Origin of the sequence: Actinomyces slackii (genome assembly GCF_900637295.1) — a bacterium.
GTDB classification, from domain to species: Bacteria; Actinomycetota; Actinomycetes; order Actinomycetales; family Actinomycetaceae; genus Actinomyces; species Actinomyces slackii.
In genome coordinates this window covers 3,027,871-3,046,805 of the sequence record NZ_LR134363.1, presented here as the reverse complement: position 1 = coordinate 3,046,805, position 18,935 = coordinate 3,027,871, and the positions used below count along the sequence as shown (strand labels likewise).

Below are 18,935 nucleotides of genomic sequence, written 5' to 3'. Positions count from 1 at the left end.
GGCGGCACAGCGCCCCCTCAGCGCTCCCTCAGCGTCTGCCTCGTTCCAGCAGGCCCAGGAGGTACTGGCCGTAACCGGACTTGACCAGGGGCTCGGCGCGCTGGCGCAGGCCGTCGTCGTCGATGAAGCCCATGCGCCAGGCCACCTCCTCGGGGGCCCCGATCTTCATCCCCTGACGGGCCTCGACCGTGCGCACGAAGCTCGTGGCATCCGCCAGGGAGTCGAAGGTCCCGGTGTCCAGCCACGCCGTGCCCCGGGGCAGGACCTCGACACTCAGGCGGCCTGCCTCCAGGTAGGTGCGGTTGACGTCGGTGATCTCGTACTCCCCCCGGGCCGAGGGCTCCAGGTTCTTGGCGATCTCGACGACGTCGTTGTCGTAGAAGTACAGGCCGGGCACGGCGTAGTCGGACTTGGGGCGGGCCGGCTTCTCCTCGATGGAGATGGCCTTGAAGTCCGCATCGAACTCCACCACGCCGTAGGCGGTGGGATCGGCCACCTGGTAGGCGTAGACCACGCCTCCCTCGGGGCTGGTGTGGCGGCGCAGCTGGGTGCCCATGCCCGGGCCGTAGAAGATGTTGTCGCCCAGGACCAGGGCGGCGGACTCCTCGCCGATGAAATCGGCCCCCAGCACGAAGGCCTGGGCCAGGCCGTTGGGCACCTCCTGGACGGTGTAGGACAGGGACACCCCCAGCTGTGAGCCATCGCCCAGCAGCCGGTGGAAGCTGGGGGCGTCATGGGGGGTGGTGATGACGAGGACGTCCTGGATGCCCGCCAGCATGAGCGTGGACAGCGGGTAGTAGATCATCGGCTTGTCGTAGACCGGCACCAGCTGCTTGGAGGTGCCCAGGGTGATCGGGTTGAGTCGCGTGCCGGAGCCCCCGGCCAGGATGATGCCTCGCATGGGCCATAGTGTGACGCATGCGGCCTCATAACGTGAATCGTGGGATCTCACCATGGGGCGCCGCAGGGGCGGGCTGTACGGTGAGAGCCCATGAGGCGCCTCGACCCGGCCCGTCAGCGCTATGACTGGGGCTCGACCACCGCAATCCCCGACTTCATCGGGATCGCCGGGGACGGTGAGCCCTGGGCGGAGGCCTGGTACGGGGCGCATCCCGCCGGCCCCACCCGGGTCCTGCCCGGGCCCGACGACGCCGGCCCGGGGGCCGCCCCGACCCTGGCCGCCATGCTGGATCGCGATCCCCAGCGCCTCCTGGGCGAGGACGTCATCCGCCGCTTCGGGGCCCAGCTGCCCTTCCTGCTCAAGATCATCGCCCCTCGCCAGGCCCTGTCCCTCCAGGTCCACCCCAGCCTGGAGCAGGCCATGGAGGGCTACGCCCTGGAGAGCGCCTCGGGCATCCCCCTGGACAGCGCCGAGCGCAACTACAAGGACCCCAATCACAAGCCCGAGATGGTCATGGCCCTGACCCGCTTCGACGCCGTGGCCGGGTTCCGGGCCCCGCGCCGCGTGGCCGAGGTGCTGGGGGAGCTGCACTCGCCCCTGGCCCGGCGCATGCGCCGCACCCTGCGCCTCAACCCCACCCGCTTCGGCATCCGGCAGGTCTTCACCGACCTGGTCTCCCACGCCACCCGCCCCACCGCCGAGGAGATCGACTCGCTGGTCCTGGAGATCGCCGCCCGCCATGAGGCCGGGGCCTCGCCCTCGCCGCGCGCCGACGCCAACGCCCTGGAGATGGCGCGCACCTTCCCCGGGGACCCGGGCGTGGCCGCAGGACTGCTGCTCAACCCGGTCACCCTCCATCCCGGCGAGGTGCTCTTCGCGCCCGCGGGCTGCGTGCACGCCTACATCTCCGGCCTGGGGGTGGAGGTGATGGCATCGTCTGACAATGTGCTGCGCGCGGGGCTGACCACCAAGCGCATCGATGTCCCCGAGATGCTCGCCTGCGTGGACTACGTGGCCGCGCCGCCCGTCAGGCCCGCGCCGGAGTACCTGGCGCATGGCACGCGGGCCTACTACGCGCCGGTGGACGACTTCGAGCTCATGGTCACCTCGGTGGCGCCCCAGGACGGCTCGCTGACCATTCCCGGCCGCGGGCCGCGCATCATCCTCGCCGTGGAGGGGGCGGCGGTCCTGTCCACCTCGGAGGGCGGCCTGGAGCTGGCCCAGGGCCAGGCGGTCTTCGTCGGCGCCCACGAGCGCCTCGTCACCGCCTCCGGCCACGGCACCCTCATCCAGGCCGACGTGCCCTGACCCCCGAACCCCAGCGCCCTGACTCCACGCTCATGCCCCGGGCTGGGGAGGCGGGCGCGCGCGGGGGAGTCGGGGCGCTCAGCAGCCCTCCTGGCGGGCGGCCAGGGCCGCGCGCTCGCGGCTGGTGCCCGGCGCCAGGATGACGGCGCAGCGGCCCTGGCCCCATGCGCCCAGCACCTCGCGCAGTGCCCCGGCGCGGTCCTGGCGGCGCACCAGGACCGCGCGGGCGCGGCCGGCATGCTCGGCGCGTCCGGCTGGTCCGGCTGGTCCGGCTGGTCCGGCTGGTCCGGCTGGTCCGGCTGGTCCGGCACTGCCGGCCGGATCGGCTGCTCGGGCCGCATCGGCCCCGCCGGCATCCACCAGGCCGTCCAGCAGCTCCGCCCGCGTGAGCGAGCTGAGGCTCCCATCCGGGGCGAGGCGGGTCAGGGCCCGGTCATGGGGCTGGGCCGGGGCGGGGGAGTAGGAGTCGGGCTGGGACATGAGGTCGGCTGCGCCGTCGAGCACCAGAGGGGGCAGCCGGCCGGGCCAGCGCACGGCCAGGGAGTCCTGCGGGCACAGGGCCTGGGCCTCGGCGCTGGGGCAGAGCTCCTCGGGCGTGAAGGCCATGGACAGGCCCGGGACGATCCCCGCCTCGGCGAGCAGGGGCCCGCTGCCGAGGATCACCTCCCGGCCCGCCAGCCAGGCGCCGCAGGCCCAGGCCACGGTGCGCCAGTGGAGCGGGGCTCCCAGGTGCAGGCCCTGCGGAGGTTGCGACTCGGTGTCGATGAGCCCTGCTGTCTTGGACAGCCACATCGCCAGCACGTGGCCGGTCAGCTCGATGCGCTCGGAGTCGCTATACCACACCAGGCGCGGGCGATGAGAATCATCGGCGCCCAGCAGGCGGGTGAGGGGGTCGGTGGGCATGCGGGAATTGAACCAGATCGACAGAAATCACGGAGCCGACCGGCCGGTCGCCGCGCGCGCCACGGGGTCCTGGGACACGTCTCACATCGGTGTAATTATGCCGGAATCCCGTGATTCCAAGGGTTGTCAGGTTCACTGCGGCCTCCTCCCAGCAGATTTGTAGGAAGTTGCCATATGGTCTGATCCAGACCGAGATCTCCGCGGAATGTCAAGGAACGGTGTCGATGATCACGAGAGGGTCAACTTTCCCTCTCCGGCTTGACTGGGCGGTCTCACACGCATGTAATTCTTCTGGTAATAACGTCGAACTGAAGGGAGGCCGATATGTGGAACATCCTCGGCGAGGGACCACTGACGCGCCCCGAGGAGCCTGACACCGACGCGCTGCTCCTCCTCTTCGGCGGTGGCGACGACCTCGATGAGGGCCCTCTGGCATGGCAGGAGCGCGCCCTGTGCGCCCAGACCGACCCGGAGGCATTCTTCCCCGAGAAGGGCGGCTCGACCCGTGAGGCCAAGCGGGTCTGCGCCACCTGCGAGGTCCGCGAGGAGTGCTTGGAGTACGCCCTGGCCAACGATGAGCGCTTCGGCATCTGGGGCGGTCTGTCGGAGCGTGAGCGCCGCAAGCTCAAGCGTCGCGCCGTATGAATCGTGCAGGCTCCATCGGGGGAGTCGATCACATCGGAGCCCTGGCTGTTGTCGTGACAGCCGGGGCTACCCCATTTCTGGCTGACACTCTGCGCGGCCTGGCCGCCCAGAGCCGGGCCCCGGAGGTCGTCCTCATCGTCGACGTCGCCTCACGGGCCAACGGCCTGGGCGACGGCACGCCCATCGAGGAGCTGGTCGAGGCCGCCGGGCTGGACGCCGTCAGCGCCGTGCGCATCGTGCGCTCGGGCGAGGCCTCGACCTTCGGCGACGCCGTGGCCAGGGGCCTGGAGTCCTACTCCGCCCTCATCGCCTCGGGCAACAGGCATCGCGCAGCCGATGGCCCCGCCGGCATGGCGACCCGTAGGCGCCGCAGCAGCGGGCCGGGCCCCATCACCGGCCCCACCGGGGCCATGTCCCCGATCACCACCCACGAGCGCCAGCTGGTGGCCGAGATCGTCGACGGCGCCGAGGCCACCGGCCAGGGGCTGTGGCTCTGGCTCCTCCACGACGACTCCGCCCCCGAGCCCGACTGTCTCCAGGCGCTGCTGACCGCGGCGGCCAACGCCCGCTCGGTGGGCATCGTGGGGCCCAAGCAGGTGGACTGGGACAACCCCTCCCAGCTCCTGGAGGTGGGGCTGCGCGCCACCTCCTCGGCCCGGCGGGCCAATGACATCGTCCCCGGCGAGGTCGACCAGGGCCAGTACGACGACCGCAGCGACGTCCTGGCCGTGGGCACCGCGGGCGCCCTCATCGCGCGCTCGGTGTGGGAGGAGCTGGGCGGAACCGCGCCCTGGCTGGGGCCCTTCGGCGATGGGCTGGAGCTCTCCCGGGCGGCGCGCCTGGCCGGCTACCGCGTCGTCGTCGAGCCGGGGGCCGTGATCCGCCACCGCCGCGCCGGCTACCTGGGCCTGCGCGCCGCGCGCCACCAGGACGCCCAGGGCGAGGCCGCCCCGGCCACCCGCCTGCCCAGCCCCGACCCCGAGCGCTCCTACCGCGCCCGCCGGGTGGCCCAGCTGACCAACTGGGCGGCCTTCTCCACGCGCCCCGTGGCCATGCTCCTGGGCTGGTTCCTCGTGCTCGGCGTCGCCCGGGCGACCTGGCGGCTGGCCTCCAAGGCGGCCGGACTGGCGAGCGACGAGATGTCGGCGGCCCTGGCCCTGGCCGGCCGCTCCTCCCTCATCCGTGCCGGCAGGCGGCGCCTGGCCCAGCACACCGGGGCTCCGCGCTCAGCGCTGAGCCGCCTCTACGTCTCCGCCTCGGAGATCCGCGCCGTGCGGCGAGACCGGGTGCGCCAGGAGCGCGAGCGCATCGCCCGGGCCAAGGCCCCCAGCGAGCTGGAGCTGCGCGAGCTGGCGGGACTGGCCCGATCCCGGCGCCGCACCCTGGCCGGACTCATGGTCCTGGCCCTGATCGTGGCCGGCGCCGGCATGTCCCACCTCATCCTGACCCGCAGCGTCGCCGGCGGGGCCCTGACCGAGCTGGGCACCTGGCACCAGTCCTGGTCGGCCGCCTGGAGCAGCTGGCTGCCCACCGGTGACGGCCGCCCCGGCGGGCCCACGCCCCTGCTGGCGATCCTGGCCGGCCTCATGGCCCTGGCGGCGCTGGTGGGCATGGGCTCGACCACCCTGGTCAAGATCCTCCTGCTCGCCGCCATCCCACTGGCCGTTCTGGGCGCCTGGTTCGCCGCGGGGACCATCACCCGGCGCGTGGCGCTGCGAGCCTGGGCGGCCCTGGCCTGGGGCCTGGCCCCCACCGGCCTGCTGGCCCTGGGGCAGGGGCGCCTGGCCCCGCTCCTGGTGCACCTCGTCCTGCCCTGGGCGCTGCTGGCCCTGGCCAGGGCCCAGGGCGTCGACCGCCGCGACGTCGTGGTCTCCGGTCTCGTGGGTGCCCACCTGCTCACCGACGCCGAGCGCGCCGAGCTGGACCGCTTCGCCGACGACCGCATCGAGGACCTCGCCCACCTGGACGAGGAGCCGGATGAGGACGTCGAGAGCGGCGAGCAGGCTGGCAGTGCTGACAGTGCCGGCAGTGCTGGCAGGGCCGCCGCCAAGGCCTCCCCGGCGCCGGACTCGCCCGCCCCGGCTGACCCGGCTGACTCAGCTGACTCAGCTGACTCAGCTGAGGCTGCCGACCAGGCCCCGGAGGAGACGGCTGGCGCCTCCCCGGCCTCGGGGACGCACCGGAGCCCCGCCGAGCACGGCGCGCCGAACGCCTCCCAGCCGAGCCACGGCCCCGGCTCGGCGGCCGCGGCCGCCCTGGCAGGACTGCTCCTGTCCGTCGTCGTGGCCGCCGCCCCCGCCACGGCGCCCATCCTCCTGCTGGTCCTGGCCGCCGTGGCCCTGCTCTCGCGACGCAGGCTGCGGCTGGTGCTGACCGCGGCACCGATCCTGGCCACCGCCGCCCCCGCCTGGTCCCAGGCCGCGGTGCTGGCGCGCCAGCACGGCTGGGTCGACGCCCTGCGCCTGATCCTGGCCGACGCCGGTGCGCCCCTGGCCGCCTCCACGCCCTCCAGCATCGACCTGCTCCTGGGGTCCCCGGGGGACCTGGACGCGCTTATCCCCGGGGGCACCATCGTGGCCGTGATCGCCAAGGCACTCCTGGTGCTCGTGCCCCTGGTGGGGCTGGCCGGCCTGCTCATCCCCGGCTCCGCGGGCGCGCGCGCCCGCACCGGCATCCTCCTGGCCCTGGGCGGACTGGCCCTGGCTGCGCTGAGCGTCCGGGTGGTCACGGCCGTGGGCACCGCCGTCGACGGCGCGGGCACCGTCCTGGTCACCGGCTGGGCCGGCACCGGCCTGTCCCTGAGCATCGCCGGCTTCCTCCTGGCCGCCCTGGCCGCCGCCGACGCCGCCCTGGCCCAGTCCTACCGGCTGCCCTCGCGGCTGCGGCGCCCCGTCCTGGCGGCGGCCTGCGCCGTGGCCCTCCTGGGGCCCGGGCTGATCGGAGCCACCTGGGCGGCCCAGGCCTCCCCGCAGGGCGATCCCCAGATCATGGCCCTGAGGCCGGGGACCCAGCAGATCCCGCTGATCGGCTCCCAGATCCAGTCCTCGCCCGCCCAGGGCAGGGTCCTCATCCTCGCCTCCACGCCCCAGGGCCTGAGCGTGTCGGTGTGGCGGGGCGCAGGCGTCCAGATGAGCGACGCCCTGCCGGCCGTCCACCACGCCCAACTGCTCGATCGGGCCGGCGCAGCCCTGCGAGGCCTCAACCCACCCAGCGCGCCGGCAGCCCTGGAGCTCCAGGACGAGGCCGACGCCTCGCTCACCGGCCTGGTCGGCCGGGTCACCGCGGGGCAGGACGAGGACGCCGCCCAGGCCCTGGCCGAGCACGGCATCGCCGTCATCGTGCTGCGCAACGCCTCCGGTGACGAGGTCACCGCCGATGCGCGAGCGGCCCTGGCCTCCACCCCCGGCCTGGAGCAGCTGGCCCGCACCGGCACCGGCACCGCCTGGCGCGTGGTGCCCGCCAACGGGGCCATCCGCGAGCCCGCGAGGCTGCGCCTCGTTGAGGACGGCGCCAGCACCACCCTGGCCTGGACCGGTCAGTCCTCCACCACCGTCACCATCCCCGCGGGCGGCCAGGGGCGCAGCCTCGTCCTGGCCGAGCGCGCCGATCGCGGCTGGCGGGCCACCCTCAACGGCCGGCCCCTGGAGCCGGCCACGGCCCAGGACCTGGACGGCACGTGGAAGCAGGCCTTCACCCTGCCCGCCCAGGGTGGAGAGCTTCGGATCACTCACGCCTCGACCAGCGCCGTCGTCCACACGCGAGTGATCTGGGCCGTCTGGGCGCTGACGCTCATCGCGGCCCTGCCACTGCGCCGCGGGAAGGATGCCGCATGACCCGGTCCCACGAGCACGCCGCTGAGCCCGCCGACTCCGCCGAGACTGCCGGCCCCGTCCCCCGGGCGCCGCAGACCGGCCAGGGGCCTGCCGGCTCCCAGGCGGATGAGGCGCAGGCCGCGGCTGCGCCCTCGGACGGTGAGCAGGGCATCGGGCGCGGAGACGCACCCGCCCCCGGGGATGACCCTGACCTCGAGCTCGGAGCCGGCGACCATGAGGGGACCGAAGACCCTGAGCACGGCGGGACGGGAGTCCCGGCCGCTGACCTGGAGCTCTCCGCGCCGGCCGATGAGGGCGCCGAGGCGGACGGTCCGGATCGTGCCGCAGCCGATTCGCCGGATGAGGGTCCCGGGGACGAGCAGGCCAGTCAGCCCGAGCCCGGCGCCTCCGGTGACACCGGAGCCTCCCGGAGCCGGGGCCCGCGCAGGCCCCGCCGGCGCCCGTCGCGCCCCCGCACCTGGCGGTCCCTGGCTCGCCGATCCACCGCGGTGACCACCGCCCTGCTTCTGACAGCCGCTGCCACCGGACTGGTCCTGTGGGGCAGGAGCGCCCCGGCCGCCCCCGCCGCGCCGGTCGAGGCGCTCAGCGTCGTGGAGTCCGGGGGCACCGCTGTCTACGCCTGTCAGGCCGCGCCCAAGAACACCCTGGCCGTCGTCGATGCGGGCGAGACGACCTCGCACACGGTCATCACCCCGGTCGGGCAGGCCGCAGAGGCCACATGGGGGCAGGAGGCGCTGGATGCGGGCGCCACCACCTCCATGGACACGGCCTCCGGCGGCGTGCTGACCATCGAGTCGGCGGGGGAGCGGGCCGCCAGCGCCGCCGGGGTCGTCACCTCCCTGACCCCGGGCGGTGAGCTGCGGGGCCTGAGCGCCGCGCCCTGCACCCAGCCCCAGTCCGTGGCCTGGATCGTCGGCGGATCAGCGGCCCTGGGCGCCTCGGCCGAGTTGCGCCTGGAGAACCCCGGGGTGACCTCGGTGACCGTCAAGGTCGCCCTCTACGGCTCCTCGGGCCGCCTGTCACTGCCGAGCAACGGCGAGGTGACGATCTCCGCGGGCAAGGCCGCCTCCATGCTGCTGGAGAGCGGCGACAGCCAGGATGAGCGCCTGGCCCTGTCCATCGAGGCTGAGGGCGGCTCCGTGGTCCCCGCGCTGGCGACCGAGTCCCTGGAGGGCGAGACGCCCGCCGGGGTGGACCTCATCACCCCGGGGGCGGGCCCGTCCACCGACAGCCTCATCCCCGGCGTCGAGATCGTCGAGGGCGGGGCCCAGGGCGATGCGACCTCCGGGACCGGGGCCGCCTCGGGGGAGGCCTCGGTGGTGCGCGTGGCCAACCCCCACTCCGAGGCCGCCACGGTGAGCGTGACCATGGTGGGGCCCGACGGCGCCTCCCCCCTTCCCGGCGCCCAGGACGTCGCCATCGACCCCGGCTCGGTCTTCGACATCTCCCTGCGGGGCGTGGCCCCGGGGGCCTATGGCGTGCGGGTGACCTCCGATATGCCGGTGGCCTCAGGCGTGCGCCTGGTGCGCACCGCCGCGGAGTACCCCGCCCGCTCCGGCGTCCTCATGCGCGACAAGGCCTGGATCCAGCCGGCGGCCCCTGACGCGGTTGCCCACGGCGTCCTGTCCATCCCCCGATCCGGGGGGCTGACCTCGACGGTGTCGCTGTCCAACAGCGGCGCCAGGCGCACCGTGAGGCTCGCCGATGTTGCCGGGTCCTGGCACCAGGATGTCGTGGTGCCCGCCTCCAGGACGGTCGCCGTCGAGGTGCCCACGCAGGTCAGCGCGGTGACCCTGAGCGCCGAGGGCGGGACCGAGGGCCTGGGCGCAGCCACTGTGGTGACGGCCCAGGCCGCGCAGGCCACGGCCGGCACGCTCATCTCCGTGGTCCCAGCCGTGCCCGACGCCTCCTCGGGGGAGCGCAAGCAGATCATCCTGAACTGAGTCCCATCCCGCAGGCGCGTCGGCCTTGGGCGGCAGTGGGGGCCTGGCCGCTCAGGGGCGGGAGTCGGGGTCGATCTCCTCGGGACGGCGGCCCAGCATGAGGGCCACCTGCTCAATCACCACGTGGCGCACCAGCTCGGAGAGCTCCTGGGCGTCAGCGGCGCGGGAGGTCACGGGACGGCGGTAGATGATGACCCGGGCAGGCAGACCCGCCCGGGGCTCGGCGGCGAATCCCCGCCCCAGCACCACGGACCCCTCCCACGGGGCCGGATCGGAGGGGGGCACCTCCTCCACGGCGAACTGGACCTCCTCGACCTGCGGCCAGTGAAGCGCCAGATCCTGGGCGGTGGCCACGACCATGTCGTCGAAGCGCTCGGCCCGGGTGCGCCAGCCGGGCAGGCTCGGGGGCAGGACCGGCCCTCGCAGGCCCCTGCCGTGCCGATCCCGCCTGCGCCGTCTGGGAGCGCCCCGCCCCGAGGCGGCGGAATGGTACAGGTCGGTCACAGTGGCCAGCGTAGGCCGACTTTGCCCACGTGAGGAGCAGCGGCACGGTAGCCTGCGGGCGTGAGAAGAGTCCGACACTGCCGCAGGCCCGGTTGCGAGCTGCCCGCCGTGGCCACCCTGACCTCCGTGTACGCGGACTCCACGATCGTGCTGGGGCCGCTGGCCACCGAGGCCCAGCCCGAGGCCTATGACCTGTGCGAGAAGCATGTCAACTCCTTCACCGCCCCGCGCGGCTGGCAGATCATCCGCCTGGCCACGGACTTCGCCCCGGCGCCGCCCAGCGAGGATGACCTGCTCGCCCTGGCCGACGCCGTGCGCGAGGCCTCCCGCGCCCCCCGGCCGGCCCCCATGCCGGCGGAGCACCGGCCCCGCCCCGGCGGGGTCATGCCCGGCCCGGTCACGGCCCCGCTTCCGCCGCCCCCCGAGATCGCCGAGGGCGAGGTCCTTCGCCGCGGGCACCTGCGCGTCCTCAAGGGCGACAAGGAGTAGCGCCCCGCGCCCCTGACGCCGAGGTAGACATCTTCCGCCGAGGTAGACGGTGAATGCGTCTACCTCGGCGGAAAACGTCTACCTCGGCAGGTGGGGGGGAGGCGGGTGCTGCGGCGGGTGCGTCGACGGGGGCTAGGCGCGGATGCGGGTGCTCTCGGCGCGCACGGCGTCCTCCAACTGGCGATCCCGGAGCTCTAGGAGCAGCTCCCGGTTGCGGCGCTCGACCATGACGGCGGCCAGGAAGCGCTCGGGATGCGTGCCCGCCGGAGGCGGGGGAGAGACGTACTCGGCCATGTAGGACGCCAGCTCGGCCCCCAGGCGCTGGCGATGGACCGGCGCCATGGATGAGGTCCGCTGCAGGAAGGTGCGCACGTGCAGGGACAGGGCGCCGGGCATGCGGCGCAGATCCGACTCCTTCGCCCAGGCGGCGAGCTCGGGGGGCATGATGAGGGGGATGCTCCTGGCAGCGCCATGGCGGATCCTCACCACATAGGTCCCTGCCAGGAGATCCCCCAGGCGCTTGCCGCGCTTGGTCACTGCGCACACCAGGAGAGCCAGCGCCGGGCTGATGATCCAGATCTCGACCAGGCCCACCAGGACGCGCACCAGGCAATGGCGCAGGTTGACCGTCCCGCCATCATCGCGCACCACCCGGGTGCCGGTCACCAGGCGCCCGGCACTGCGGCCCTTGCTGAAGTACTCCACCGCCAGGGGGATCAGCAGGAACCATGCCAGGGCGCACAGAGCCATGAGGGTGGCGCCCTCGGCGTCGTTCAGGCCCAGCCTGATTCCCACAACCATGGCGGTGATGCCGGCGAGGTAGAGACCGGTGCCGTAGATGCTGTAGTCGATGATCCCTGACAGCAGGCGCGAGGCCACGGTGGCCGGCACCACGTCCAAGGCGACGGCCTCGCCGGTGATCATGAGGTCCCTCTCGATCCTCCGCTCGGAGGAGGGGGGTGCGTGTGTCACCATGGCAAACTCCCTGTGTGGATCTTGATGCTTTCTCCGCGGCTCATCGCGATCAGTGGGACCGCCTGGACCGGCTGGCCTCGCAGCGACGACTGACCGGCGAGCAGGCCGATGAGCTCGTGGTCCTCTACCGCGCCTGCGCCAGGCACCTGTCGCGGGTGCGCACAGCGGCTCCCGATCCGCAGCTGGTGGCCGAACTCTCCACGCGTGTGGCGGGCGCCCGGGCCAGGCTGACGGGGAGCAGGGAGACGAGCCTGGGAAGCGGGCTGCGCTTCATCACTCACGCCATGCCTGCGGCGCTGTATCGGATCCGCTGGTGGACGGTGGGAGTCATGGTGGCCGAGATCGCCCTGGCCGTGGTGGTGGGGGTGTGGACCCTGCACCATCCTGCGGCCATGGCGGCGCTGGGCAGTCCCAGCCAGCTCGAGGAGTACGCCAACGAGGCCTTCGAGGCCTACTACTCCACCTATGACGCCCCCGACTTCGCCGCCCAGGTGTGGACCAACAATGCCCGCATCGCCGCGCTGTGCGTGGCCAGCGGCATCACCGGCATCCTGCCGGTCTACATCCTGGTGCAGAACGCCGTCGTACTGGGGCAGGCCGGCGCCATCATGGCCCACCACGGGCTCTTCGGCCACTTCCTGGCCCTCATCTCCCCCCACGGACTGCTGGAGCTGACCTGCATCTTCGTTGCCGGCGCGGCGGGCCTGCGACTGTTCTGGACCATGCTCGTGCCCGGCCCCCGCTCCCGCGGCGCCGCCCTGGCCACCGAGGGCCGCGCCCTGATCACCGTGGCCGCCTCCCTGACAGGAGCGCTGGCACTGGCCGGGATCATCGAGGCCTTCATCACCCCGGCCCCCATCCCGTGGGCGGTCAAGATCGTCGTCGGCGCCCTGGCCCTGGCGCTGCTGTGGGCCTACACCCTGATCCTGGGGGGCCGCGCCGTGCGCGAGGGCGAGACCGGTGACCTGTCCGAGGAGGAGGCCGGATACACCGCCCCCGAGGCCGGCTAGGCCCCCGGGATGGCACAGGCGATCGGCGCCGCGGCTGCCTCCGCTCACAGTCGACCCGCCGCCTTGAGATCGAGATAGGCATCGGCCAGCGCCGGGGCCAGGCCCTGATCATTGGCCTCAACCACCTCCACGCCGTTGCGGCGCAGCCGACTGCGCAGCGCGTCGACCTCCACCCGCTCGCGCTCGGCAGCAGCCGCCACATACACCGATTCCGCGTTGTCGCGCCGGGCGCGCAGATCATCCAGCTCCGAGTCCAGGGCCGAGGCCAGCACCACGGTGTGGCGGCGGGCCAGCGCCGACAGGCTGCGCAGCATGGCAGCATCAGCGCCTCCGCCGTCCAGGGCCGAGATCACCACCACCAGCGCGCGCTGGGAGAGCTGCGAGTGGGTCAGGGAGGCCACCTGCGTCCAGTCCAGCTCCACCAGGCGGGGCTCGAGAGGCGCCAAGGAGTCTGCCAGGGCGCTCATCAGCGCCGGGCCGGACTGGCCGCGGACCTGGGCCCGGACCTCGTAGTCCAGGGCCAGCACATCGACCCGGTCACCGGCGTGGGAGGCCAGAGCGCTCAGCAGGAGGGTCGCCTCGATCTGGGAGTCCAGTCGGGGCGCCTGTCCCAGGCGGGCCGCGGCCAGGCGCCCGGTGTCCATGATGATCAGCACCCGCCTGTCGCGCTCAGGGCGCCAGGTGCGCACCACCACCTCCCCGCGCCGGGCGCTGGAGCGCCAGTCGATGGAGCGCACGTCATCGCCCACCACGTACTCGCGCAGGGAGTCGAACTCCGTCCCGGCACCGCGCACCATGACGGCGCTGCGCCCATCCATCTCCCGGAGTCGGGCCAGGCGCGAGGGCAGGTGGCGACGCGAGTGGAAGGGCGGCAGAACGCGCACATGCGCCGGCGCCCAGACATTGGCCTGGCGCCCGGCCAGGCCCAGGGGGCCCAGTGAGCGCAGCGTCACCGGGCCGGCACTGCGGTCCCCGCGCCTCCAGGGCCTCAAGGTGGTGCTGTGCCGCCGTCGCTGCCCCGGCGGCAGGGTCAGGGAGCCGCGCTCGCCGCTGGCCCCCGCGCTCGGCGGCCAGGCATCGCGCAGCACCAGGCGGGCCGTGCGCCTGCCGGCATTGGTCACAGTGAGGGTCGTGGTGGTCGACTCGCCCAAGCGCACGGACCGGGCCACCCGGCGCTCGGCCTGCATGCTGCGCACGGAGGGCGCCGCCAGGGCATCGCCCACCGCGAGCAGGACCACCACCCCCGTCCAGGCCATGACTGTTGAGGGCCGGGGGACCAGCATGACCAGGGGGATGCCGGCGAGCATCACCCATAGGATGCGCATGGTCGCGAACATGCAGTGCCTCTCAGGGAATGACCGCGCCTCAGCGCGGCACCGGCACCGAGCGCAGAACCGACTCGATGATCGACTGGGTGGTGATGCCCTCCATCTCGGCCTCGGCCCGCAGCTGGATCCGATGGCGCAGGGCCGGCAGGGCCAGTGCCTTGATGTCATCGGGCGTGACGAAGGAGCGGCCCGCCAGCCAGGCCCAGGCTCGTGCCGTGGCCAGCAGGGCGGTGGCGCCTCGCGGTGAGACCCCCAGGGCCACCGAGGGCATCGAGCGCGTGGCCCGCACCAGGTCGACCACATAGGCCAGTACCTCAGGGGAGGCCCCCACGGTGCGCACCTGGGCGCGGGCGGCGGCCAGGTCCTGGGGGCCGGCCACGGCAGCCAGTCCCGCCGCGGGCAGATCCCGAGGGTCGAATCCCCCAGCATGGCGGGACAGGACCTCGATCTCCTGGGCCCGCTCGGGCAGCGGCAGGACCAGCTTGAGCAGGAAGCGGTCCAGCTGGGCCTCGGGCAGCGGATAGGTGCCCTCGTACTCCACCGGGTTCTGGGTGGCGATGACCATGAAGGGCTCTGGCAGCGGGAGCGGCTGCCCGTCGACCGACACCTGGCGCTCCTCCATGGCCTCCAGCAGGGCGGCCTGCGTCTTGGGCGGGGTGCGGTTGATCTCGTCGGCCAGGAGCAGGTTGGTGAAGACCGGCCCCTCCTTGAAGGAGAACTCCGCCGTGCGCGCGTCGTAGACCAGGGAGCCGGTCAGATCGCCGGGCATGAGGTCGGGAGTGAACTGGACCCGCTTGGTCTCCACGTTCAGGGCGGTGGCCAGGGAGCGCACCAGGAGCGTCTTGGCCACGCCCGGCACGCCCTCCAGGAGCGCGTGCCCGCCCGCCAGCATGGCGATGACCAGGCCGGTGACCGCCGCATCCTGACCGACGACGGACTTGCCCACCTCCGAGCGCACCGCGACCAGGCGCTCGCGGGGATCGACGGCGGGGCCGGCGGTGGCCTCGGGGCCGCCCCCGGGCGCGCCGGGGGCGAAGGAGCCTGCCGGCGCCGCGGTGCCGGCAGCCGCCCCGGGCTCGGGCCCGGGGTGATGCCCGACGGCGTGGCCGGCGTGCCCGCCCGGGCCTGGCTGGTGCGCCTGGGGCTGGTCGGCGGTGCTGCGTTCATCCATGGGCGTGAACCTCGCTCTCGAGTTGGTCGAGTTCAACGGCCAGTGCCGCCAGGGCATGGTCGTTGGGTGGAATGGGGCCATCCAGAACAGCCGCGACGGCGGGCCGGGGTCGGCCCGAGGCGGAGGCCACGGCGTTGAGCAGATCGTCCCTGCTCGCCGCCGATCCCATGCCCAGGGTGCGCGCCAGGCGGATGGCGGTGGCCCGGCGCAGGGCCTGGGCGGCGCGCTCGCGGTCGGCGGCACGGCGGTAGAGGCGGCCGCGGGCGATCGTGGTCTCCGAGGATCGCACGACGGTGGGCAGCGGCTCGGTGATGATCGGGCCGAACCTGCGCCCCCGGATGATGGCGGTCACCAGGGCGGCCAGGCACAGGTGGAGCATGAGCACCGGCAGCCATGGCGGGGTGAGGGGGCTGTTCCACACACTCTCCGCCGAGGAGGCCCGTGCGGCGTCGAGCCAGACGAGCTCCTCGTGGTGCCCCAGCGCCCTGATGGCCAGGGCGGCGTGACCCTCGTCCGCGAGGCGCTCATTGGTCACCAGGGTGGCATCGGCGATGACCCGCAGGGTCCCTCCGCCGGGAAGGGGCTCGACGGCGTAGGCGTAGCTGCCCGCGGGCAGCGGGAAGCATCCGATGGCCTCAGGGGACTGGTCGGTGGACAGCGAGCCCCGGCTGGAGGCGATGGTCTGGGCCGCTGAGGCGTCCTCATCGGCGCACTGCGCCTCGGTGGGGGTGGACTCCGGGAGGGAGGAGCCGGTTGGGGAGAGCCGGGACAGTCCCGTGAGATCCGAGTAGAGCGTCCCCACGACGGTCACGTCGCCCTTGGCTTCGGCCAGGCGCTCGCGATCGGTCTGGCTGAGCGCGGAGGGGTTGATCACCGCCACGCTGGAGCCGCGCTTCGCCGCCTGGATGGCCTGGTCGACACTGCTGGCGCTTGAGACCGAGATGCCCTCGTGGCCGAGGAGCTCGGCCACGGCCATGGCGCCGTCGCTCTTGGGGTTGTCAATGGCCATCGGGATGCTCGAGGTCCGAGGGGTCGCCCAAATGCCGATGAGCGCGCTGATCAGAAGGGCGAGAAGGGCCAGTGCCGTGGGGCGCCAGGAGCGCAGGCGGCTTCTCAGGCGCCCACCGGCGGCCTGGGCGGTGCTCATGCCCCGGCCCTCGCGGACAGGTGGTGCCGGGAGGCGGACCGGGCGGCCCGGGTCACGCGCTGGGCCAGGTCTCGCATCCACTCATCCTGCTCGTGCCCGGCGAGCACATCGCCGTAGCGCACGGAGTCGAAGAGCGCGGCGGCCTGGCGCAGGTCGAGGATGACCTCGCCCGCCGGCAGGCCCTCAGCGGCCAGGCCAACCGACTCCAGGGCGGTCATGCCCGGGTACTCCTCGATGATCCCGTGCTCGTCCAGGGAGCGGATGATGGCGCGGAAGCGCTCGATCACGGCCGTGGCGTAGTCCTGGCGCTGAGCCGCCTGATCCGCGGCCAGGGCCAGAGCGGCGGCGTCCCTATCATCGGAGAAGAGCTCGTCGCCGGGGCGCGCGGCCCGCCTGGGGACGGTCAGGCGGCGCAGAAGGAGGACCAGGGCGGCGATGATGAGGGTTGCGCTCAGCGTGACGATCACCACCGAGACCCAGGGCGAGACCCCGGGGATCGCGGTGCTGGCATCGGCGTGCTTGAGGATCCACTCCCACAGGCGCTCCAGCAGATTGGGCGGCTCGCGGTAGATCGGACGGGCCAGCTCCTCGCGCGCGGCCCTGCGCGCCTCATCCGCCCCTGGCGTGGCAGGGGCCTCCAGGGCGGGCATGCGGCTGAGCGTGATCACCATGCCTTCAGGCCCCGGCCGCCCTGCGCAGCTCGATGTCCAGGCCCTCGGAGCGCATGCGCACGTCGGTGTAGGTCAGGGCGACAACCGCCGCCGAGAAGGGCAGGACGAAGGCGGAGATCACGGAGCCGACGAAGGCGGCCAGGGCGTAGCCCGCCGCCGCGAACTCGGGCTGGATGGCGGTGATCACGCCGATGACTCCTCCGATCATCCCGCTGAGCAGGCTCAGGGTGAAGGACACGATGAGCCAGGCCAGGATCTGGATGCCCAGCACGCGCCAGAAGTATCCCCGGGTCAGTGCCCACGAGCGGCGGATCCCCTCGATCACGCCGATGTTCTCCAGGATGAGGGCCGCCGGGGCCAGGCACAGCCTGCAGGTCACGGCCAGGATGGCGATGGAGCCCAGGGCGATGCCCAGCAGCAGGATGAGCAGGAAGCCCACCAGGGAGTCGGCCTCCCCGGCGAGCATCGCCAGCGGGATCATGACCGCCGCGGCGCCCGCCATGATGAGGAGCTGGATGAGGGTGATGAGCAGTGTCTGGCCGATCAGCGCTGGGACCCGACTGCGGGTGCGCTCCCAGATCTCCCCGGCGGAGGCCACGCGGCCGAGAATCATGCGGGACACGGCCACGATGAGCAGGCCGGTGAGGATCGCGGCGGCCAGTCCGTTGAGCAGCCCCGACGCGAAGTTGGCCGCGCCCTGGTCCACGAGGAGGCTCTGCAGCTCCCGGAGTGACTCCGCCTCTGAGGTGCCGCCGGCGGGGTAATCGATCAGGGGGTTCGAGCGGCTGGTCAGGAGGTAGGTGATGAGCGCGGAGGCCATGCCCATGGCCGCCATGACCACCAGCGAGGGGAGGAACATGGCGCGCGGGTTGGCGCGCATGGCCTCGAAGGCGCCCGCGATGATCTCCCCGATGCTCAGGGGGCGCAGCGGGATGATCCCCGGGCGCGGGTCGCCCAGGACGCCCGGGCCGTAGGGCCGGAAGCCCGCGCCGGGGTACGGACCCGGCGATGGCTGCTGCGCCCCGGGCGGCGGGTACTGGCCGGGGGGTGGCGTGCCGTAGGCGCCGTACTGCGGCTGATGCTGCGGTGAGGGGACCTCGTGGGCGCCGGGGGCGCTGCCCTCACTGGGGGGCTGCCAGCCAGTACTCTCGTTGCTCATGGGGCCATGCTGGCATGAGCGTGGGGGCCCCTCCTCCCTCTGCGGGAGGAGAATCGCGTGGGCCTGGGCGTGGAGGAGGGGTGCCGAGCAGTGCTGCTCAGCATATTTTCAGATATCACATAGTCTCCGTCGAGGAAACTATGGGACCCTGACAAAGGGCCGTTAGAAATTGTGAACGCCACCCCAGTGTCAAAGTGGACCCCCAAAGCGCCTTCTCGTGCCAAGATATGCCCATGAGCACGCGCATTCTTGTCGTCGATGACGATGCATCCCTGGCCGAGATGATCGGCATCATGCTGGAGTCGGAGAACTACACCCCGACCCTGTGTCATGACGGGGCCCAGGCACTGGAGACCTTCCGCGGGGTCAACCCCGACCTGGTCCTGCTGGACCTCATGCTTCCCGGACTCGACGGCGTCGAGATCTGCAAGCTCATCCGAGCCGAGTCCGATGTGCCGATCATCATGCTCACCGCGCGCACCGACACCCAGGATGTGGTGGCCGGGCTGGAGGCCGGGGCGGATGACTACGTCACCAAGCCCTTCAAGTCCAAGGAGCTGCTGGCCCGCGTCTCGACGCGACTGCGCCGCACCAACCCCGGGGCCGCTGAGCACGTGCGAGCCGGCGATCTGGACATCGACGTCGCCGGTCACCAGGTCAAGCGCGGCGAGACCTCCATCGCCCTGACCCCCCTGGAGTTCGAGCTGCTGGTGACCCTGGCCCGCTCGCCGTGGAAGGTCTTCACCCGCGAGGAGCTGCTCAGCCAGGTCTGGGGCTACCAGCACCCGGCTGACACCCGCCTGGTCAACGTTCACGTCCAGCGCCTGCGGGCCAAGATTGAGAAGGACCCCGAGCGTCCCGCGATCGTCGTGACCGTGCGCGGCGTGGGCTACCGGGTCGGGGAGTCCTCCTGAGGCGCGGCGCCGCCTGCCTCGCCGTCGACCGGTG

Annotated in this window: 16 protein-coding genes; 7 read left to right on the top strand and 9 right to left on the bottom strand. The window is 73.1% G+C overall.

Translation table 11 applies throughout. The annotated features are described in order from the left end of the window. Nucleotides 1-28: 28 nt before the first annotated feature. Nucleotides 29-901 carry a glucose-1-phosphate thymidylyltransferase RfbA gene (gene rfbA, locus EL266_RS12590; RefSeq protein ID WP_026426528.1) on the bottom strand — a complete coding sequence of 291 codons (873 nt, stop codon included), beginning with the start codon at nt 899-901 and terminating at the stop codon, nt 29-31. A 90-nt stretch (nt 902-991) separates the two neighbouring features. On the opposite strand from rfbA, the gene manA reads away from it, so the two are divergent. After that, nucleotides 992-2,209 carry a mannose-6-phosphate isomerase, class I gene (manA, locus tag EL266_RS12585; RefSeq protein WP_026426529.1) on the top strand — a complete coding sequence of 406 codons (1,218 nt, stop codon included), beginning with the start codon at nt 992-994 and terminating at the stop codon, nt 2,207-2,209. Nucleotides 2,210-2,287: 78 nt separating this feature from the next. On the opposite strand, the gene EL266_RS13465 is transcribed toward manA, so the two are convergent. After that, the gene (locus EL266_RS13465; RefSeq protein ID WP_026426530.1) at nt 2,288-3,112 is read right to left on the bottom strand and encodes a TIGR03089 family protein; all 825 of its coding nucleotides are present in this window, start codon (nt 3,110-3,112) and stop codon (nt 2,288-2,290) included. 324 nt (nt 3,113-3,436) lie between these two features. Here EL266_RS13465 and EL266_RS12575 point away from each other — a divergent pair, with 324 nt between their 5' ends. From EL266_RS12575 to EL266_RS12565, 3 genes are read left to right on the top strand one after another with little or no spacing between them, the layout of a single operon-like run. Then, the gene (locus EL266_RS12575; RefSeq protein WP_026426531.1) at nt 3,437-3,757 is read left to right on the top strand and encodes a WhiB family transcriptional regulator; all 321 of its coding nucleotides are present in this window, start codon (nt 3,437-3,439) and stop codon (nt 3,755-3,757) included. Nucleotides 3,758-3,810: 53 nt separating this feature from the next. Then, nucleotides 3,811-7,590 (top strand): glycosyltransferase, encoded by a 3,780-nt coding sequence (locus EL266_RS12570; protein WP_331852927.1) that lies wholly within the window; start codon nt 3,811-3,813, stop codon nt 7,588-7,590. Next, entirely contained in the window at nt 7,587-9,533 is a 1,947-nt protein-coding gene (locus EL266_RS12565; RefSeq protein WP_084500543.1) for a DUF5719 family protein, read from the top strand. Before EL266_RS12570 ends, EL266_RS12565 begins: the two co-directional genes overlap by 4 nt. A 51-nt stretch (nt 9,534-9,584) precedes the next feature. On the opposite strand, the gene EL266_RS12560 is transcribed toward EL266_RS12565, so the two are convergent. After that, nucleotides 9,585-10,037 carry a metallopeptidase family protein gene (locus EL266_RS12560; protein ID WP_026426534.1) on the bottom strand — a complete coding sequence of 151 codons (453 nt, stop codon included), beginning with the start codon at nt 10,035-10,037 and terminating at the stop codon, nt 9,585-9,587. 60 nt (nt 10,038-10,097) lie between these two features. On the opposite strand from EL266_RS12560, the gene EL266_RS12555 reads away from it, so the two are divergent. After that, nucleotides 10,098-10,526, top strand: a complete 429-nt coding sequence (locus EL266_RS12555) for a DUF3499 domain-containing protein (RefSeq protein ID WP_026426535.1) — start codon at nt 10,098-10,100, stop codon at nt 10,524-10,526. A 132-nt stretch (nt 10,527-10,658) separates the two neighbouring features. Here the strand turns inward: EL266_RS12555 and EL266_RS12550 are convergent, their stop codons facing one another. Then, a complete protein-coding gene (locus EL266_RS12550; RefSeq protein ID WP_026426536.1) occupies nt 10,659-11,501 on the bottom strand; it encodes an RDD family protein in 843 nt (280 codons plus the stop codon). Between the two features lie 14 nt (nt 11,502-11,515). Between EL266_RS12550 and EL266_RS12545 the strand changes: the two genes are divergently transcribed. After that, nucleotides 11,516-12,511 (top strand): stage II sporulation protein M, encoded by a 996-nt coding sequence (locus EL266_RS12545; RefSeq protein ID WP_026426537.1) that lies wholly within the window; start codon nt 11,516-11,518, stop codon nt 12,509-12,511. Nucleotides 12,512-12,555: 44 nt separating this feature from the next. Here EL266_RS12545 and EL266_RS12540 read toward each other — a convergent pair whose 3' ends face one another. The 5 genes from EL266_RS12540 to EL266_RS12520 are packed head-to-tail and all read right to left on the bottom strand — an operon-like array spanning nt 12,556 to nt 17,987. Further along, nucleotides 12,556-13,848: a DUF58 domain-containing protein gene (locus EL266_RS12540; protein WP_026426538.1), complete on the bottom strand. Its 1,293-nt coding sequence runs from the start codon at nt 13,846-13,848 to the stop codon at nt 12,556-12,558. Nucleotides 13,849-13,876: 28 nt separating this feature from the next. Next, nucleotides 13,877-15,010: an AAA family ATPase gene (locus tag EL266_RS12535; RefSeq protein WP_232012040.1), complete on the bottom strand. Its 1,134-nt coding sequence runs from the start codon at nt 15,008-15,010 to the stop codon at nt 13,877-13,879. Then, nucleotides 15,003-16,157 (bottom strand): DUF4350 domain-containing protein, encoded by a 1,155-nt coding sequence (locus tag EL266_RS12530; RefSeq protein ID WP_197719248.1) that lies wholly within the window; start codon nt 16,155-16,157, stop codon nt 15,003-15,005. Before EL266_RS12530 ends, EL266_RS12535 begins: the two co-directional genes overlap by 8 nt. Further along, complete coding sequence (locus tag EL266_RS12525; protein ID WP_232012039.1) at nt 16,154-16,828, bottom strand: DUF4129 domain-containing protein; 675 nt, start codon at nt 16,826-16,828, stop codon at nt 16,154-16,156. The genes EL266_RS12530 and EL266_RS12525 overlap by 4 nt, the downstream gene beginning before the upstream one ends. A gap of 4 nt (nt 16,829-16,832) precedes the next feature. Next, on the bottom strand, nt 16,833-17,987 hold the full coding sequence (locus tag EL266_RS12520) for a glycerophosphoryl diester phosphodiesterase membrane domain-containing protein (protein ID WP_026426541.1): 1,155 nt from the start codon (nt 17,985-17,987) through the stop codon (nt 16,833-16,835). A gap of 233 nt (nt 17,988-18,220) precedes the next feature. On the opposite strand from EL266_RS12520, the gene mtrA reads away from it, so the two are divergent. Then, nucleotides 18,221-18,901 (top strand): MtrAB system response regulator MtrA, encoded by a 681-nt coding sequence (gene mtrA, locus EL266_RS12515; protein WP_026426542.1) that lies wholly within the window; start codon nt 18,221-18,223, stop codon nt 18,899-18,901. Nucleotides 18,902-18,935 lie beyond the last annotated feature (34 nt).

What these genes read in the sequence shown, in the direction of transcription:
- rfbA (WP_026426528.1), bottom strand. Translation starts at nt 901, where the DNA reads ATGCGAGGCATCATCCTGGCCGGGGGCTCCGGCACGCGACTCAACCCG.
- manA (WP_026426529.1), top strand. Translation starts at nt 992, where the DNA reads ATGAGGCGCCTCGACCCGGCCCGTCAGCGCTATGACTGGGGCTCGACC.
- EL266_RS13465 (WP_026426530.1), bottom strand. Translation starts at nt 3,112, where the DNA reads ATGCCCACCGACCCCCTCACCCGCCTGCTGGGCGCCGATGATTCTCAT.
- EL266_RS12575 (WP_026426531.1), top strand. Translation starts at nt 3,437, where the DNA reads ATGTGGAACATCCTCGGCGAGGGACCACTGACGCGCCCCGAGGAGCCT.
- EL266_RS12565 (WP_084500543.1), top strand. Translation starts at nt 7,587, where the DNA reads ATGACCCGGTCCCACGAGCACGCCGCTGAGCCCGCCGACTCCGCCGAG.
- EL266_RS12550 (WP_026426536.1), bottom strand. Translation starts at nt 11,501, where the DNA reads ATGGTGACACACGCACCCCCCTCCTCCGAGCGGAGGATCGAGAGGGAC.
- EL266_RS12540 (WP_026426538.1), bottom strand. Translation starts at nt 13,848, where the DNA reads ATGTTCGCGACCATGCGCATCCTATGGGTGATGCTCGCCGGCATCCCC.
- EL266_RS12535 (WP_232012040.1), bottom strand. Translation starts at nt 15,010, where the DNA reads ATGGATGAACGCAGCACCGCCGACCAGCCCCAGGCGCACCAGCCAGGC.
- EL266_RS12530 (WP_197719248.1), bottom strand. Translation starts at nt 16,157, where the DNA reads ATGAGCACCGCCCAGGCCGCCGGTGGGCGCCTGAGAAGCCGCCTGCGC.
- EL266_RS12525 (WP_232012039.1), bottom strand. Translation starts at nt 16,828, where the DNA reads ATGGTGATCACGCTCAGCCGCATGCCCGCCCTGGAGGCCCCTGCCACG.
- EL266_RS12520 (WP_026426541.1), bottom strand. Translation starts at nt 17,987, where the DNA reads ATGAGCAACGAGAGTACTGGCTGGCAGCCCCCCAGTGAGGGCAGCGCC.
- mtrA (WP_026426542.1), top strand. Translation starts at nt 18,221, where the DNA reads ATGAGCACGCGCATTCTTGTCGTCGATGACGATGCATCCCTGGCCGAG.